Origin of the sequence: Brevibacterium siliguriense (assembly GCF_900105315.1) — a bacterium.
GTDB lineage: Bacteria > Actinomycetota > Actinomycetes > Actinomycetales > Brevibacteriaceae > Brevibacterium > Brevibacterium siliguriense.
The window spans coordinates 3,148,504-3,164,156 of sequence record NZ_LT629766.1 but is presented as its reverse complement, the minus strand read 5'-3'; the positions used below and the strand labels follow the sequence as shown (position 1 = coordinate 3,164,156).

Sequence of the window (15,653 nt, the reverse complement as noted above, 5' to 3'; positions counted from 1 at the left end):
GAGCCGACCTCAGCCGCGGTATTTCCTGATCTCATTGCGGGCGATGGAGCGCTTGTGCACTTCATCCGGTCCATCTGCCAGACGCAGGGTGCGCATATGCGCCCACATCCGGGCCAGTGGGAAGTCCTCGGTGACTCCTCCGCCGCCGTGGACCTGAACCGCCCGATCGATGACCTTCAACGCCATCGTCGGTGCGACGACCTTGATCTCGGCGATCTCGTTCTTCGCGACCTTGTTGCCGTACTTGTCCATCATGTCCGCGGCGTGCAGAGTCAGCAGGCGGGCCTGATCGATTTCGATCCGGGATTCGGCGATCCAGTCCTGGATGTTCGCTCGGTTCGACAGCTTCTCACCGAAAGTCACGCGAGAGTCGGCGCGCTTGACCATGAGCTCGAGTGCCCGCTCGGCGGCACCGATGGCACGCATGCAGTGGTGGATGCGGCCCGGGCCCAGGCGTGCCTGGCTGATGGCGAAGCCTTCGCCCTCACCCTTGAGGATGTCCTTGAACGGCACGAGCACGTTCTCGAAGATGATCTCGGCGTGGCCTTCCCGGTCGGCGTAGCCGTAGACAGGAAGATTGCGCACAACGGTGACGCCGGCAGCATCGATCGGCACGACGAGCATCGACTGCTGGCGGTGCACCTCGGCGGTGGGATCGGTCTTTCCCATGACGATGAGCACCCGGCAGTTCGGGTGCATCGCGTTCGACGCAAACCACTTGCGGCCGTTGAGTACAAAACCGTCGTCGGTGCGCTCCATGCTCATCTCGACGTTCGTTGCATCGGAGCTGGCCACAGCCGGCTCGGTCATCGCGAACGCCGAAGCGATCTCACCTGCGAGCAGAGGTTTGAGGTACTTCTCCTTGTGCTCATCGGTGCCGAAGACCGTGAAGACCTCCATATTGCCGGTGTCTGGGGCATTGCAGTTGATCGCCTCGGGAGCGATCTCCAGGCTGCGACCGGTGATCTCGGCCAGCGGAGCATATTCGAGGTTCGTCAGTCCGGGGCCCCATTCCGGGTGCGGGTGGAAGAGGTTCCACAGCCCCTGCTTCTTCGCTTCGGCCTTGAGCTCCTCGAGGATCTGCGGCTGTGTGTGAGGGCTGGCCGCCGCGGCCATCTGCTCGGCGTAGACCGGCTCGGCCGGGTAGACGAACTCGTCCATGAACGCATTCAGGCGCTGCTGATATTCGCGTCCGCGTTCGCTGATTTCCAACACGTGTGCTCCTTGCTTCTCTCGGTGTGTCTCAGACTGTTGTGAGGCTGGGTCACAGGCGGGTCTCACTCGGTGGCGGGTTCGGTGTCACCGTTCCTCGAGCCGCGCCTGGTAGCGGGACATTCCGCGCAGCCAGCGGTCGTAGTCGCTGCCTTTCATCCGGTACATCTCGAGGACCTCGGGATGCGGCAGGATGAGGAACTGCTCGTCTTCGACGGCGTCGAGAACGATGACGGCCACCTCGGCGGGTTCCAGGACAGTCCCGGCTGAGGTCACAGCCTTCTGGGCGGCGCCGCCGGCTCCGGCAGCGTCGAGCAGATTCGTGTTCACGCCCATCGGACAGATCACCGAGGCGCGGATACCGTCTTCGCGATAGGTCATGGCCAACCATTCTGCGAAACCGACCGAAGCGTGCTTAGTCACCGAATATGCGGCCGAGCCGATCTGTGTGAGCAGCCCCGCCGCCGAGGCGGTGGCGACGAAATATCCGGAACCGGCTTCTTGCCAACGGGGGACGAGCGCCTGGGCGGCCCGGATATGAGCGCGCATATTGACGTCGATGATCGCATCCCAGTCCGCATCGTTCTCGCCGAGCATCGCCGGACCGATGATCCCGGCATTGGCGAAGTACAGATCGATCCCGCCGAGGCGGTCGTCGGCGAATTCGATGAGCGCAGAGATTCCCTCGACCGAAGACACGTCTCCGATCCATGCGAATGCCGATGGGCCGAGCCCGGCGGCGGTGCCGCTGACTTCAGGGGAGAGATCGGCGAGGACGACTTCGGCGCCGCGGTCGATGAGTGCAGCGGCCAATGCTGCACCGATTCCTCCTGCCGCTCCGGTGACTACGACGCGCCTGCCGGTCAGGGTCGAGGTCATGATCTCTCCAGCAGGTTGAGCGCCTGACGGGCAAGGTCTTCGACTCCGGCTCCGGCTTCTTCCGGGTCGAGATCGAGGTCGCCCATCTTTCCCGTCGCCAGCCGCGTGTACACGCCTTCACGGATGCAGGCGAGCTTCCACATCGCAAAGGCCGAGTAGTAGCCGACATCGTGGACTTCGTGGCCGGTGGCGTCCTGGTAATGGTCGATGAGTTCGTCTGTGGTCGGGAAGCCGTCCTCGGCACGGGGAACCCAGATGCTCGTGTACCGGTCCGGCACCGTGAGCATGGCGACGAAATAGCCGAGGTCGGTGAGCACCTCGCCGATGGCGGTGAGCTCCCAGTCGACGACGGCGTTGACCGACCCGCCGGGAGCGAAGAGCATATTGTTCGGTTTGAAGTCCCCGTGCGCGATTCCCACAGGTGAGCGTGCCGGGTCGGGCATGGACTCGCGAAGCGCGTCGTGAACCTCATGGATGATCGGGGTCCCGCGCATCGCGATCTTCTCGACCTGTCCGATCCAGCGCCGCAGCTGGCGGTCGATGAGTCCGCCCGGTCGGCGCAGATCGGACAAACCGACGGCATCGACGTCGACGGAATGGATCGCGGCCAATGCATCGACCATGCCGAAGGCGCAGTCGCGGCGGTTCTCGGCAGGGACGGACTCCCACTCAGCCGGGGTGTTGATCGGGAAGCCGGGGCAGTGGTCCATGAACACGAAGGGCACGTCGAGAGCCTTGGGATCATCGACGATGTCGAGGACCGTCGGCACCGGAACGCCGCTGTCGTTGAGGGCGGCCATGATCCGGCCTTCACGGGCGACGTTGTGAGCGCTGCCGCCTTCGTGACCCAAGGGCGGGCGGCGCAGAACCCAGCGCGGGCTGCCGTCGACGAAGATGGTGAACGTGAGATTCGATCGACCGACAGACATCACTTCGACGTCGAAATCGCTGACTCCGAATCTCTGCTCGATCCATCTGCCGATGCTGTCCGCATCGAACCCTGCCGGTGATTGCGTCATCTTCGACCTTCCCGAGTGAACAATCGTTCAGTTGAGTTCACATTATTCATCCCCGGCGGGGGAGTCAAGCCGTGAGGGTGATCACACTCATAGCCGTTCGGTGTGATAGAGGTGAGAAGACCGCCGACACCGGAGCCGCGTGGCTCTGTGTGCGCCAAAACGATAGCGAGGAAACAATGAAAGCCATTCGCGTCACCGCTCTGACCGGCCCCGATGATGTGGAGCACCTTGATGTGGGGCGTCCGGTTCCGGGACCCGGCCAGGTGCTCATCAAGGTCGCCTATGCCGGCGTGACGTTCCCGGAGGTGCTGCAGACTCGCGGGATGTATCAGGTCAAGCATGACCTGCCTTTTACCCTGGGTTCCGAAGCCTCCGGCGTGGTCGCCGAGGTGGGCCCGGATTCCCGCTATTCCGTCGGCGACCGTGTCGCTGCGATCACCGGGAAAGGCACCTTCGCCGAATACCTCATCGCCGGTGACGATGCCACAGTGAAGATCCCGGATTCGGTCTCTCTGGCCGCTGCCGCGGGTATGCCGATGAACGTGCTCACTGCTGACTTCGCACTGCGCGTGCGCGCGAATGCCCAGCCTGGCCAGAGTCTCCTCGTCCATGGCGCCGCCGGCGGACTCGGTTCGGCCGCAGTGCAGCTGGGCCTGGCCATGGGCCTCGAGGTCGTCGCCGTCGTCTCGACCGACGCGAAGGCCGAAGCGGTGCGGGAACTCGGTGCGACTCACGTCGTCCTCGCCGATGGTTTCAAAGACGCCGCGAAGGAGCTCTATCCCAAGGGCGTCGACTTCGTCTTCGACCCCGTCGGAGGCGATCGCTTTACGGATTCGACGCGAGCGCTCGCACCGTTCGGGCGTCTCCTCGTCCTCGGCTTCACCGCCGGAGAGATCCCCACGATCAAGGTCAACCGTCTGCTGCTGAAGAACATCTCCGTCGATGGCGTCGCTTGGGGCGCGGCAGCTTGGGGACACCCCAGCTATATCCATGAGCAGTGGGAAGCCGTCCTCGACCACGTCGCCGCAGGCAGCCTGAATCCGCGCATCCACGCGAACTATCCTCTCGCCGAGGCCTCTTCTGCGATCAATGAACTCGACGGTCGCTCCGTGATGGGCAAGGTCCTCCTCGAAGTCGCCGGAGAGTAGTCGCCGACGCTCTGTGCGTCTGTAGGCATCTGCTCGATCCGGAACTGGTGACGAGCTGAGCGATCAATTGTCGTAGATTTCGTCGAAGATGCTGAGATCACCGATGACGATCGCTCGCGACATTCCGACGTAGAGCATGTCGATGGCCCGCTGATGGTCTCTGAATCCGTTGAGACAGAGCATCACAGCGGGCTCTTCGAGCCCTTTGAAGCCGAGTACGTGACCGGAGAAGACATCCCCCTCGGCGAAGAATTGGTCCCAGTAGGCAGCGATTCCTTCGTTCTCAACGATCTCCTTCTGCACCGGATGCCTCGAACCGGTGGATCTGTCCGGCCACCCAGCTGTCGTCCATGAGTGCTTCCACCTGCCCATCCGCTTCGGCTATGGCAGCGTCGAGGCCGACGTCGACCCACTCGATCTCTTCGCCCAGTCCGTTGCGGGCGATCGGAGGCTCTGAGCGCGAAGTTCTCCGCTGCTTGGTTCGTTCTGCGGAGGTTCTTCAACACGAATTCGTGCCCGGCGGCAAGGTCGTGGCGTTCGGGATCGAAATCGAAGCGCAGCTGAGTCGCGATCTTCGACGACAGGGAATCGATCTCGTTGCCATCAACGAGTTGCGGCCTCGGCGCATCCGGCTGGTCCCAGTTGTTCGGCAGCTCCGTGTAGGGCAGGACCGCAAGATGGCTGATCGGCCCCGGAAGGCGGGAGAGTCGTGGTCGCAGATAGGCCACGATCGTATGTTTGGCGATCATCGCCTGCTCGAGAGGAGGCTCGGGAAGGTGGTTGCGCTTTCCCTGAGCGCCGGAGGTGAACCACTTGCCGTCGACGACATCGACTCGTCCGCCCTTGACCTCGATGACGGCGATGCCGGCATCTGGCCGCAGGATGAGGAAATCGATCTCAACGTCCTTGTCATCGCCGGTCAGCCGTTGACCGTGGATGATCGTCACCCCGTCGGGAAGCTGACGGCGCAGCGCATTCCACACGACTTCCTCGGCGGTGGATTCGTTGAAATCAGGCTGTTCGGGAATCACCGTGACCATGGTCTGAGACTAACCCAGACCCAGTCGCAGGAGACCGGCGACACTGCATCGGAAGTTCCGATGCGGTATCGCCGGTCTGCCCTGTCGGAGTCGGCGCGTTGCTCAGATGCGGTCGCCAGCAGCCGGGACGATCACTTTGCGTTGTCGACGAGGTCGGCTTCGTCGAGGACGACGTCCGCTCCGGTCTCCGGCAGTCCGCAGCCGCGCAGCGAAGCACCGTTGGTCTCCTTCATGAAGATCGTGGCGATCAGGCCGATTGCACACGCCGCCATGACGAGGTAGGCGGGAATGATGTTGTTTCCCGTTGCGCCGATGAGTCCATCGCTGATCGATGGGGCAGTTCCGCCGAACAGTGCAGTCGAGACGTTGTACGAGATCGCGAAACCGGCGAAGCGCACAGGTCCGGGGAACATCGCAGGGAACGTCGCGGAAATCGTTGAGATCTGCGGAATGTAGAGGATGCCGAGGACGGCCAGTCCGATGAGCGCCCACACGAAGCCGTTGGCCATGAGCATGAACATCGGAATCGCTGCGACGAAGAGGCTGATGAGGGAGAAATACCAGACCGGCTTGCGACCGACCTTGTCGGAAAGCATCCCGCCGAACGGGATCAGGATCATCATGAACGCCTGGGCGAGGAACATCACGGTCAGTGACGCGTTCGGACTCATGCCGACGGGATCCTGCAGATAAGTGGGCATGTACGACAGCAAGGTGTAGTTGACCACGTTGACCGCGACGACCATGCCGCCGAGGACGAGCAGCTGCTTCTTGTAGTTCGCGAAAAGGGTCGCGAAGACCTCCTTGACCGACTTGTCCTGGCCGCCGTCATCGAGTTCCTCATAGACGGGGGACTCGTCGAGCCGAGACCGCAGGTACAGGCCGACGACGCCGAGGACACCGGCGAAGATGAACGGAATGCGCCAAGCCCAGTCCGTCATCGTCTGTTCCCCGAGGCCGAGCTGCAGGAGGAGGACGAACAGCGAACCGGCGGCCATACCTGCCAGAGTGCCGAATTCGAGGAAGCTGCCGAAGAATCCGCGCCGATTGTCCGGAGCGTATTCGGCCATGAAGGTGGCGGCACCTCCGTACTCGCCGCCGGAGGAGAAGCCCTGGATGATGCGGAGCAGGACGAGGATGATGGGAGCGGCAACGCCGATGGTGGCGTAGCTGGGCAGAAGGGCGATGCAGAAGGTGGAACCGGCCATGAGCAGGATCGTCAGCGCCAGAACACGTTTGCGGCCGAGGCGATCGCCCATCGGGCCCCAGACGATTCCGCCGAGGGGACGGAAGATGAAGGACACGGCGAAGGTCAGCAGCGCCATCAGCTGCGCATGCTCGCCGGGGAAGAAATGTTGGGCCAGATAAGTGACCGAGACGGCGTAGAGACCGTAGTCGAACCATTCGGTCGCGTTGCCCAGCGCCGAGGCGGCGACGGCTTTGCGGACCGTCTTGAGGTCGGGCTCGGGCGGGGAAGCCGGTGATGCGGATCCTGAAGTATTGGGGATACTCATGAATTCCTCCAGTCATGTGGACCACTGTCGAAGTGATCCATCTTTCGAACCGAAGCCACGTTACGAGCACGTGTTCAGCTTCTCAATCGAGGAATCGTGTCAAATCATCGGCGTGTCACTAGAAGAATATTCATCAACACTATATCTGACCAGGAGGAATGCACAATGTAATCAGATTCGGAAAGGTAAGTCGGCTTCACAGGGAACAGTGAAGTTATCGTTATCGAAAGCTTGTTGACAGAAAATTCGTTCAATGCCGGAATTTGTATGAGCGTCGCTGACGAGTATCGTTCTCGTTCGCGTTATCCGAACCATTTCTGAATTAGACGACAGAACCACCGATCGACCCTCTGCGCGGCTCAGCTCTGTGCGTGCTCCCCGTGCTCGTCGATCCACGTCCAGCCAGTCGGCATTGGTGCCCATGCAGCGACATCGCGGCCGGACTTCGAACTGTCCGCGAGGACGATGACGGTTCCGGCTCGCTCGGCGATGAGCTCCTTCGTGCGTGCTTCGTCAAGGCTCGGTTCGCCGAGCCCTTGCGTGGGGTCGACTGCGTCGGCGCCGAGGAACGCGATATCGACATGGATACGGGACAGCGCGTGATCGGACAGTGCGCCGGTGGTGCCGTGCGACAGGGTCGAGACCTCGCCGCCGACCATGATCGCCCTGGGGCCGGCGGGATGAGCCAAAGCCAGCGCGATCTCTAGGCCGCGGGTGAAGACGGTGAGATCGCTGCGGTCCCTGATCCGCTCGGCTAGGCGCACCGTCGTCGAGCCGGCATCGAGGAAGACGGTGCGCGCACCGTCGTCGAGCCGCTCGAGAGCCAGTGCGGCGATGGCGTCCTTCGCCTCGGCCTGCTGCTCCATCCGCTCGCCCAACGGCGGCTCGACATATCCGCCCGCAGCTGCTCCGCCGATCGTGCGGATGATCTGCCCGTCTGCGGCCAACTCACGCAGGTCGCGGCGGATCGTCGACTCCGAGGTTCCGAGTTCCCCCGCCAGCCGAGGGATGCTCCATGAACCGGTCTTGAGCATTCCGAGAATGGCGTCGCGGCGTCGCTGAGTCCCCGATCGGATCGCCATCTGTCTCCCTCTCTGTCGGCACGGATCTGACCGCAGCGAAAACGCCTCGGTTGGCCATACGACTCAGCCTACTTCGGAAGGTACTCCGCGCGGATGCCGTCGACGAACGGAGCATATCCGATGGCGGCGCGGTAGGCCGAGCGCATGGTTCCCGCATCCGCGATACCCTGACCGGCGATGTCGAAGGCGGTGCCGTGATCGACGGAGGTGCGCAGGATCGGCAGGCCGACTGTCACGGAGATGGTGCCGTCGAAGTCGAAAGTCTTCGACGCGATGTGTCCCTGATCGTGGTACTGCGAAAGGATGCCGTCATAACGGCCGATCAGCCCTTGGTGGAAGACGGAGTCGGCCGGAATCGGTCCGGCGACTTCGAAGGCACCATCGGCATTCACTTTCTCAATGGCCGGGCGGAGGATCTCGATCTCTTCGTCGCCGAAGGCCCCACTCTCTCCGCCGTGCGGGTTGAGGGCTGCCACGGCCAGCCTGGGCGAGGCGACGCCGTACAGCTGGAGTGCGCGGTGGGCGCGTTCGATGGAATCGACCTGGGTGTCCACTGTGAGCGCGTCGAGAGCCTTGCGCAGAGACATGTGGCGGGTGGCGAAGAAGATCTGGAGTTTGTGGTCGGGGACCTTCGTGTTCTCCACGACGAACATCGTGTCCTGCTTCGTCACTCCGGTCAGCTCACCGAGCATCTCAGTGTGCCCGAGGTGTTGAGAACCCGACTTCCACACGGCTTCCTTGTTGATGGGGCCGGTGACGATGCCGGCGACCTTCTCATCCATGGCCGCTTGAGTGGCGATCTCGATAGCAGTCACCGAAGCCTGACCGGCACGGGCGTCGACGACGCCCCAGTCGGGAAGGTCGTCGCCGAGGACGCCGATATCGAAGACGTCGATGACGCCTTCACCGGCCGCCGGCGTCGACCAGTCGGAGATGGCGCGCAGTTCGACATCGAGTCCGAGGACGTCGACGGCGCGTTTCATCACGGCCAGATCTGCCACGGCGATTCCGTGCTGATCGTCTCTGCCGGCGAACTCCGAGAGCACGGTGGCGGTGATCTCCGGTCCGATTCCGACGGGATCGCCCACGGTCACGGCGAGTGCTGGTGCTGTCATTGCTGTCTCCTCAGTTCGGTTGTTTGTCGGTGGGTGGGGCGCTGAGTTCGTCTGCGCTGCGTCAGTCTCGCCTGACGCGGGCAGTGGTCGAGAGGAATTCGAGGCATTCGACGGCGGTGCCGGCGTCTCCGATGAGCCCGCCCTTCGTGACGATCGGAAGTCCGTCGGCGCTCCCGCCGACGAGGCGACCACCCACGGCCAGCGGCACGATCTCCTTATCGATCTCCATACCCATCGCGCCGAGCTCGCGCATCACAGCGGCGGTGACGTCCCCACCGGTGGTGTAGAGGCCGGAGACCGGCAGTGCGGACATGACCGCTGAGGCGATCAGTGCCAAGCGCTGCGTTGTCTGTTCGGATTCCGCATCGGTGAGTTCCCGCAGATCATTGGTTTCGAGGACGGTGGCGATGATGATCGCCCGTGCCGAGGCGGTCCGATCGATGAGGGTGAGCGTGGCCTCGACATCGGGCAGGCCCGCATCGTCCAGCGGAGCACGGAGGACCGTGACCGTGGAGTCCTCGGCCAACGCCGCAATCTGGGACCGGGTGACCTCGGTTGCCGATCCCGAAATGCCGAGCAGGACGCTGTCGTTCCGGGCAGGCATCCTGGACAGGGCCAGGGCGAGGCTGCCGGGTCCCGGATCGATGCTCACCCAGTCCAACTGCACACCGTCGGCCAAACCTGCGAAGTTGCGCATATCGGGGTCGGCCGCCCCGGCGAGGTTCTGGCTGATCTCAGCGATGACAGAGCCGACGAGGTCGATGTGGTCATTGGTCAGGGCATCGGCGACGAGCACCTCCGCGCCCCCGCCGATGGCTTCGAGCACGGCGGCGCGGACGGCCTCACGGCCGGCCAGCACCGTGGCGATATCGATGAGATGGCAGTCGAGGTCCGCACCGGCGGCAAGGATCTCCTCGATGACGGAGGTGCGCATGGGGGAGCGGACATCGTAGGCGAGCTCGGTGTGTTCGAGCAGGCGACCGCCCAACAGCTGCCGCCCCTGCACGGTGGTCCTGCCAGCGGCGGGGAAGGCCGGAACGCAGAGTCCAAGCACGCGGTGGTTCCGGCTGCCAGTCGCGGCGAGTGCCCGTCTGCGTGCCGAGATGGCGGCGGCCGCGGCAGGGCCGACATTGCCGCGCAGAGTGGTGTCGATGCGGCATGCCACGTGGTCGACGGCGCCAGCGGACTCGATGAGATCGGTGTAGAGCTCGCTTGCTTCATGTGCGGTCATGTGCCGGGAATCGGTGTTGACGACGACCGCGTCGAAGTCATCGAGCAGACCGCTGATGTCGATGTTGCCGGCCGGGCCGGTACTGGTGATGGTGATCGTTCGCAGCCCCGCCTCGGCGAACAGGGCTCCGCAGGCATTGCCGCCGGTGAGGTCGTCGGCGACGATGAGGATGCGCGGACTCGCCGGTGCCGAGGCGGCAGGTGCGGTCGGGTTGGAGTCGGTCATGCGAGAGGAGCTCATACGACCAAGTCGAGCACGAACAGGAGCGGAAGGGAACAGATCCACACCGCCGTGGTGATTCCCGACCAGCCCTTGATGGCGTTGATTCCGTCGAGGCCGGCGAACCGCGTGACGACCCAGAAGTAGGAGTCGTTGAAGTAGGAGAAGACCATCGAACCGGCGGTGCAGGCCATCACGGCCACGAGCGGATCGAGTCCCAGCGGGGCGATGAGCGGAGCCGTCACCGAAGCGGCGGTGATCATCGCGACCGTGCCCGAACCCTGCGCCAAGCGGACGAGGGAGGCGATGAGGAATGGCACGAGGAGGGCCGGCAGGCTGATCGAGGCGATCGCCTCGGCGAGGGCGTCACCGACACCCGATTCGCGCAGCACGAGGCCGAAGCTGCCGCCGGCGCCGGTGATGAGCAGGATGAGTCCGGCCGAGGCTGCACCGTCGGCCAGCCAGTTCTGCACCTTGTTGCGCGGAGTCACGCGGGGCAGCAGGGTGTAGACGGCGAGGACGAGACCGATGATGAGGGCGACGACGGGGTTGCCGAGGAAGGCCAGAGGCGCGACCCACGCGGAGGGTTCGTAGGCGTCTCCGGCGAGTTGGCCCTGAGCGTTCTTGTCGATCGCGGTGCTCACGGTGTTGGCGACGATGAGCAGGAGCGGGACGATGAGCGGAAGGAAGCCGAGGAAGGCGCCGGGCTTCTTCGACGAGTCGGGAGCGTTATCGGTTCCGGCAGAGTCTCCGCTTTCGGCTGTGAGGACGTCGCCGCCGCCCGAACCGGATGCGGTTTCGACGACCACCTCGGCGTAGACGTCATGCTTGACCTGGGCGTTGAGGACCGGTTCGAGTTTCGGACCGATCCAGCGGGCGTAGACGACGACAACGGGCAGAAGGACGACGGTGAAGACGAGCCCGGCCAGAATGACCGAACCGATATCGGCACCGAGGATGCCCGTGGCCGCCAGTGGGCCAGGCGTCGGCGGCACCATATGGTGGGTCAGCGTCATTCCGCACCCCAGAGCCAGCGCGAGGGTGACATAGCCGCCCTTCTTCACGCGGGCGATCGAACGCGCCAGCGGGTTCATGATGACGTACCCGGAGTCGCAGAAGACCGGGATGGAGACGAGCGAGCCGACCGTGCCCATCGCCCAGGGCTCACGTCCCTTGCCGAAGGCGCGCAGGAAGGCTCGGGCCAGGGAGTCGGCGGCACCGGAGACCTCGAGGATCTTGCCGATGCCGACACCGAGCCCGATGACGATGCCGATGCTGGCCAGGGTGTCGCCGAATCCGGTGGTGATGGAGTCGACGATCGAGAGCAGGTCCTGACCGGCGACGATGCCGGTGACAACGGCTGCCAGGAGCAGAGCGATGAATGCGTCGAGGCGGGTCGCGAGCACGATGACGACGATCGTCGCGATTCCGGCGATCAGCGCCAGGATGAGTTGCAGGTCCATAAGGTCCTCCGCAGTGAGGCCGGCTCAGGGAGCCAGGGTGTGTGGTTCTCAGTGGCTTCGACTCGATCCGCGACAGCCGAGGGCAGTCGAAGGCCATCATCAAAGTTGAACAGTATGAGCAAGTATGTGCCATAACTGCGCATCCATGCAATGTAGGCGGTCAACACCTTCCTTCGGGGAGGGGGCGTGAGCGCGGAGTCAAGCGTGTGACTGCGGGGGTGCGAGCGTGAATTCGGAGGCGCTCGCGTGAATGCAGAAATTCGAGGGAGCAGAATGTAGATTTGTTCCGCTGAGATCAACATTCCGCTCCCTCGAATCTGCGGGGTGCTCGTGGAGAGGGCACCGAGGAGGTTCCTGGTGGCTCAAGCGCGTGGGTCGACGATGATCTTCACATGGTGTTCGTTGTTGTTGATGAGTTCGTCGAATCCGCCGGAGATGAGCTCGTCCAGACCGATGCGTGCGGTGATGAATGCCGAGAGATCGATGGTTCCGGTGGAGGCGAGTCTGATTGTCTCGGGGTGGTCGCCGGAGTAGCCGATCGTCCCTCTCAGATCGATCTCCTTGAGGACCAGCTTCGGCATGTCGACCTCCGGCTTATGTCCCCAGATGGACACGTTGACGATGACGCCGCCCGGGCGGACAGCGTCGATGAGCATGTCCAAAACCGCAGGGACGGATGAGCACTCGAATCCCGCGTCGGCTCCTCGTCCGCCCGTGCGCTCGTGGACGGTTTCTGCGACGTCGGATTCACGCGGGTCGAAAACCTCGTCGGCAACGCCTGTTGACAGTGCCATCTCCTTTCGCGCTTCGGAGAGTTCGGAGATGAAGACGGTCAGCCCTTTGGCCTTGAGGACGGCGGCAGTGAGGAGGCCGATCGGTCCCGCGCCGCCGACGATGGCGATCTGTCCGGCTTCAGCGTCTGATCGTCTGACTGCATGGTGGGCGACTGACAGCGGCTCGATGAGTGCTGCCTGATCGAGCGGAATGTCGCCGATGGAGTGCACCCAGCGGCGTTGAACGACGATCTTCTCCGCTAATCCGCCACCGTGGCCGCCGAGCCCGATGAAGTTCATGTCCTTCGACAGCTGATAGCTCTGGCCGGGGCTGGTATCGACGTCCTCGGCAATGATGTAGGGCTCGACGACGACGTTCTGGCCGACTTCCAGGTCAGTGACACCTTCGCCGAGTCCAGTGATCGTGCCGGAGAACTCATGCCCCATGGTCACGGGTGCGGATTCGCCGGAAATGGGGTGGGGGTGTCCGGCGGGCGGGACGAAGATGGGCCCCTCCAAGTATTCGTGGAGATCCGTGCCGCAGATCCCGCACCAGGCCACATCGATCGCGACTGCGCCTGGTCGCGGTTCGGGTTCGGGGATGTCTTCGATCCGGATGTCTTTGCGATCGTGGAATCGTGCTGCCCTCATGCTGTGTCCTTTCGTGGGTCTTGCGTTCGGCGTCCTTCGACGCTAGAGCGCTGACGACGCGAGAGCCATAGTTGCATCGGATTGCAGGTGAGGGGAATCACCATTGCTTTATACCCCCTAGGGGTATAGATTCGGAGTATGGACAAACAGCAGAAACATCAGCATCACGGAGTCCAGCCTGCTGAAGCGGGGCATCTCGAACACACTGTGACCATGGATCACGCTGACCACGCTCATCATGACCACGGTGGCCATGGCGGGCACTCCGGTCATTCAGGCCACATGGGGCATGCCGGCCACAGTGATCATGTTGCGCAGTTCCGGCGACTGTTCTGGATCATGCTCGTCGTCGCCGTGCCCGTCGTTGCGTTCAGCCCGATGTTCGGCCATCTCGTCGGATACGAGGTGCCGGAAACCGGCATCCTCGGCGCGCTCCGATGGCTCGCTCCGATCCTCGGCACCGTGATGTTCATCTGGGGCGGCAAGCCGTTCCTGGCGGGCGGACTCGACGAGATCAAGGGGCGCAGCCCGGGTATGATGCTGCTCATCGCATTGGCGATCTCGGTCGCCTTCATCTCCTCCTGGGGCTCGTCGCTGGGTCTGCTCGACCCCCAGCTCGACTTCTGGTGGGAGCTGGCGCTGCTGGTCGTGATCATGCTGGCCGGACACTGGATGGAGATGCGCTCACTGGCGCAGACCACCTCGGCGTTGGACAGTCTCGCCGCGCTGCTGCCGGACGAGGCCGAGAAGGTCGTCGACGGGGAGACAGTGAGCGTCGCTCCGGCCGAGCTCGTCGTCGGTGACATCGTCCTCGTCCGACCCGGCTCATCGGTTCCGGCCGACGGTGAGATCATTGACGGTTCGGCCCATATGGACGAATCCATGGTCACCGGAGAATCTGCCGCGGTCCGACGGGGCGAGGGTGAATCCGTGGTGGCTGGAACCGTCGCCACCGACTCCGGACTTCGCGTCGAGATCACCGCAATCGGTGACGACACGACTCTGGCCGGAATCCAGAAGCTGGTCTCCGATGCTCAGAACTCATCGTCGCGGGCTCAGCGCATCGCCGATAGAGCGTCTGCCTGGCTGTTCTGGTTCGCGCTCGGCACCGCCGTAATCACCGCGGCCGTCTGGTCGCTCATCGGCATGCCGGACTCGGCGGTCGTCCGCACGATCACCGTGCTCGTCATCGCCTGTCCTCACGCCTTGGGCCTGGCCATTCCGTTGGTCGTGTCGATCGCCACCGAGCGTGCCGCCCGCGCCGGCGTCCTCGTCAAGGACCGGCTCGCACTCGAGACGATGCGCACGGTCGATTCCGTGCTCTTCGACAAGACCGGCACCCTGACGAAGGGTGAGCCGACGGTCACCGGCGTCGAGGCGGTCCCGAGCAACGGAACCACACTCACCGAGGACGAGGTGCTCGGTCTGGCTGCCGCGGCCGAAGCCGACAGTGAGCACCCGCTGGCCACTGCCATCGTCAAGGCTGCGGCTGAGCGGGGGATCAATGTACCGAGCGCAATCGATTTCTCCTCGTCACCTGCGGTCGGAGTCTCGGCCGTCATTGCGGGCGAAACCGTCGCGGTCGGCGGTCCCAGGCTGCTCGAGGCGCACGGTGCCGCTGAGGCAGCTGTGGCGGAGTCGTGGCGAAGCGAGGGGGCCATCATCCTCCATGTGCTCGTCGACGGGTCTGTCGTCGGTGCTCTGCGGTTGGCCGACGAGATCCGGCCGGAATCTCGCGACGCCGTCAATGCGCTCCACGCCGTCGGTGCGCAGGTCGTGATGATCACCGGAGACGCCGAGGCAGTCGCCCGGTCCGTGGCCTCCGAGCTCGGTATCGACCGTGTCTACGCCGGTGTTCATCCCGCTGACAAGGCGGCGAAAGTCTCCGAGCTGCAGGGGGAGGGGCGTCGAGTTGCTATGGTCGGTGACGGAGTCAATGACGCTCCCGCCTTGGCCCAGGCAGACGTCGGCCTGGCCATCGGAGCTGGAACGGATGTGGCCATCGGCTCTGCCGGGGTGATCCTCGCCTCCGATGATCCGCGCTCCGTGCTTTCGGTCGTCGACCTCTCTCGGGCAACCTACCGGAAGATGAAGCAGAACCTGTGGTGGGCGGCCGGATACAACCTGCTGTCGGTGCCGCTGGCCGCAGGGATCCTCGCGCCCATCGGATTCGTCCTGCCGATGAGCGTGGGGGCGATCCTGATGTCGATCTCGACGATCGTCGTCGCTCTCAACGCCCAGCTGCTGCGCCGACTCGACCTGCACCCGCAGGCGGCGGTCGAGCGAGTGCGCTCCAAGAGCTGAGCT

The 15,653-nt window shown here is 63.9% G+C and carries 12 protein-coding genes; 2 read left to right on the top strand and 10 right to left on the bottom strand.

The window, feature by feature from the left end:
- Positions 1-9: 9 nt before the first annotated feature.
- From BLU88_RS14160 to BLU88_RS14150, 3 genes are all read right to left on the bottom strand, one after another.
- A complete protein-coding gene (locus tag BLU88_RS14160; protein WP_092015234.1) occupies positions 10-1,215 on the bottom strand; it encodes an acyl-CoA dehydrogenase family protein in 1,206 nt (401 codons plus the stop codon).
- A gap of 84 nt (positions 1,216-1,299) precedes the next feature.
- Complete coding sequence (locus BLU88_RS14155; RefSeq protein ID WP_092015231.1) at positions 1,300-2,091, bottom strand: SDR family oxidoreductase; 792 nt, start codon at positions 2,089-2,091, stop codon at positions 1,300-1,302.
- Positions 2,088-3,110, bottom strand: coding sequence for a phosphotransferase family protein (locus tag BLU88_RS14150; RefSeq protein WP_092015228.1), 1,023 nt, complete (start codon positions 3,108-3,110; stop codon positions 2,088-2,090). The genes BLU88_RS14155 and BLU88_RS14150 overlap by 4 nt, the downstream gene beginning before the upstream one ends.
- Before the next feature lie 176 nt (positions 3,111-3,286).
- Between BLU88_RS14150 and BLU88_RS14145 the strand changes: the two genes are divergently transcribed.
- Positions 3,287-4,258 (top strand): NADPH:quinone oxidoreductase family protein, encoded by a 972-nt coding sequence (locus BLU88_RS14145; RefSeq protein WP_092015225.1) that lies wholly within the window; start codon positions 3,287-3,289, stop codon positions 4,256-4,258.
- 182 nt (positions 4,259-4,440) lie between these two features.
- On the opposite strand, the gene BLU88_RS14140 is transcribed toward BLU88_RS14145, so the two are convergent.
- The 7 genes from BLU88_RS14140 to BLU88_RS14110 form a co-directional block, all read right to left on the bottom strand.
- Positions 4,441-5,298: a nuclease-related domain-containing protein gene (locus BLU88_RS14140; protein WP_092015222.1), complete on the bottom strand. Its 858-nt coding sequence runs from the start codon at positions 5,296-5,298 to the stop codon at positions 4,441-4,443.
- Positions 5,299-5,429: 131 nt separating this feature from the next.
- On the bottom strand, positions 5,430-6,812 hold the full coding sequence (locus BLU88_RS14135; RefSeq protein WP_092015219.1) for an MFS transporter: 1,383 nt from the start codon (positions 6,810-6,812) through the stop codon (positions 5,430-5,432).
- Between the two features lie 359 nt (positions 6,813-7,171).
- Positions 7,172-7,894 (bottom strand): DeoR/GlpR family DNA-binding transcription regulator, encoded by a 723-nt coding sequence (locus BLU88_RS14130; protein WP_092015216.1) that lies wholly within the window; start codon positions 7,892-7,894, stop codon positions 7,172-7,174.
- 68 nt (positions 7,895-7,962) lie between these two features.
- A complete protein-coding gene (gene pdxA / locus BLU88_RS14125) occupies positions 7,963-9,009 on the bottom strand; it encodes a 4-hydroxythreonine-4-phosphate dehydrogenase PdxA (RefSeq protein WP_092015213.1) in 1,047 nt (348 codons plus the stop codon).
- A gap of 61 nt (positions 9,010-9,070) precedes the next feature.
- A complete protein-coding gene (locus BLU88_RS14120) occupies positions 9,071-10,480 on the bottom strand; it encodes a four-carbon acid sugar kinase family protein (RefSeq protein ID WP_231939438.1) in 1,410 nt (469 codons plus the stop codon).
- The gene (locus tag BLU88_RS14115) at positions 10,477-11,922 is read right to left on the bottom strand and encodes a GntP family permease (RefSeq protein WP_197678141.1); all 1,446 of its coding nucleotides are present in this window, start codon (positions 11,920-11,922) and stop codon (positions 10,477-10,479) included. Before BLU88_RS14115 ends, BLU88_RS14120 begins: the two co-directional genes overlap by 4 nt.
- Positions 11,923-12,284: 362 nt before the next feature.
- Positions 12,285-13,346, bottom strand: a complete 1,062-nt coding sequence (locus tag BLU88_RS14110; RefSeq protein WP_092015205.1) for a 2,3-butanediol dehydrogenase — start codon at positions 13,344-13,346, stop codon at positions 12,285-12,287.
- A 213-nt stretch (positions 13,347-13,559) separates the two neighbouring features.
- On the opposite strand from BLU88_RS14110, the gene BLU88_RS14105 reads away from it, so the two are divergent.
- A complete protein-coding gene (locus tag BLU88_RS14105) occupies positions 13,560-15,650 on the top strand; it encodes a heavy metal translocating P-type ATPase (protein ID WP_231939437.1) in 2,091 nt (696 codons plus the stop codon).
- Positions 15,651-15,653: the final 3 nt, after the last annotated feature.

Coding starts and splice junctions, on each gene's coding strand:
- BLU88_RS14130 (WP_092015216.1), bottom strand. CDS start 7,894: ATGGCGATCCGATCGGGGACTCAGCGACGCCGCGACGCCATTCTCGGA.
- pdxA (WP_092015213.1), bottom strand. CDS start 9,009: ATGACAGCACCAGCACTCGCCGTGACCGTGGGCGATCCCGTCGGAATC.
- BLU88_RS14120 (WP_231939438.1), bottom strand. CDS start 10,480: ATGAGCTCCTCTCGCATGACCGACTCCAACCCGACCGCACCTGCCGCC.
- BLU88_RS14140 (WP_092015222.1), bottom strand. CDS start 5,298: ATGGTCACGGTGATTCCCGAACAGCCTGATTTCAACGAATCCACCGCC.
- BLU88_RS14110 (WP_092015205.1), bottom strand. CDS start 13,346: ATGAGGGCAGCACGATTCCACGATCGCAAAGACATCCGGATCGAAGAC.
- BLU88_RS14105 (WP_231939437.1), top strand. CDS start 13,560: ATGGATCACGCTGACCACGCTCATCATGACCACGGTGGCCATGGCGGG.
- BLU88_RS14155 (WP_092015231.1), bottom strand. CDS start 2,091: ATGACCTCGACCCTGACCGGCAGGCGCGTCGTAGTCACCGGAGCGGCA.
- BLU88_RS14135 (WP_092015219.1), bottom strand. CDS start 6,812: ATGAGTATCCCCAATACTTCAGGATCCGCATCACCGGCTTCCCCGCCC.
- BLU88_RS14150 (WP_092015228.1), bottom strand. CDS start 3,110: ATGACGCAATCACCGGCAGGGTTCGATGCGGACAGCATCGGCAGATGG.
- BLU88_RS14145 (WP_092015225.1), top strand. CDS start 3,287: ATGAAAGCCATTCGCGTCACCGCTCTGACCGGCCCCGATGATGTGGAG.
- BLU88_RS14115 (WP_197678141.1), bottom strand. CDS start 11,922: ATGGACCTGCAACTCATCCTGGCGCTGATCGCCGGAATCGCGACGATC.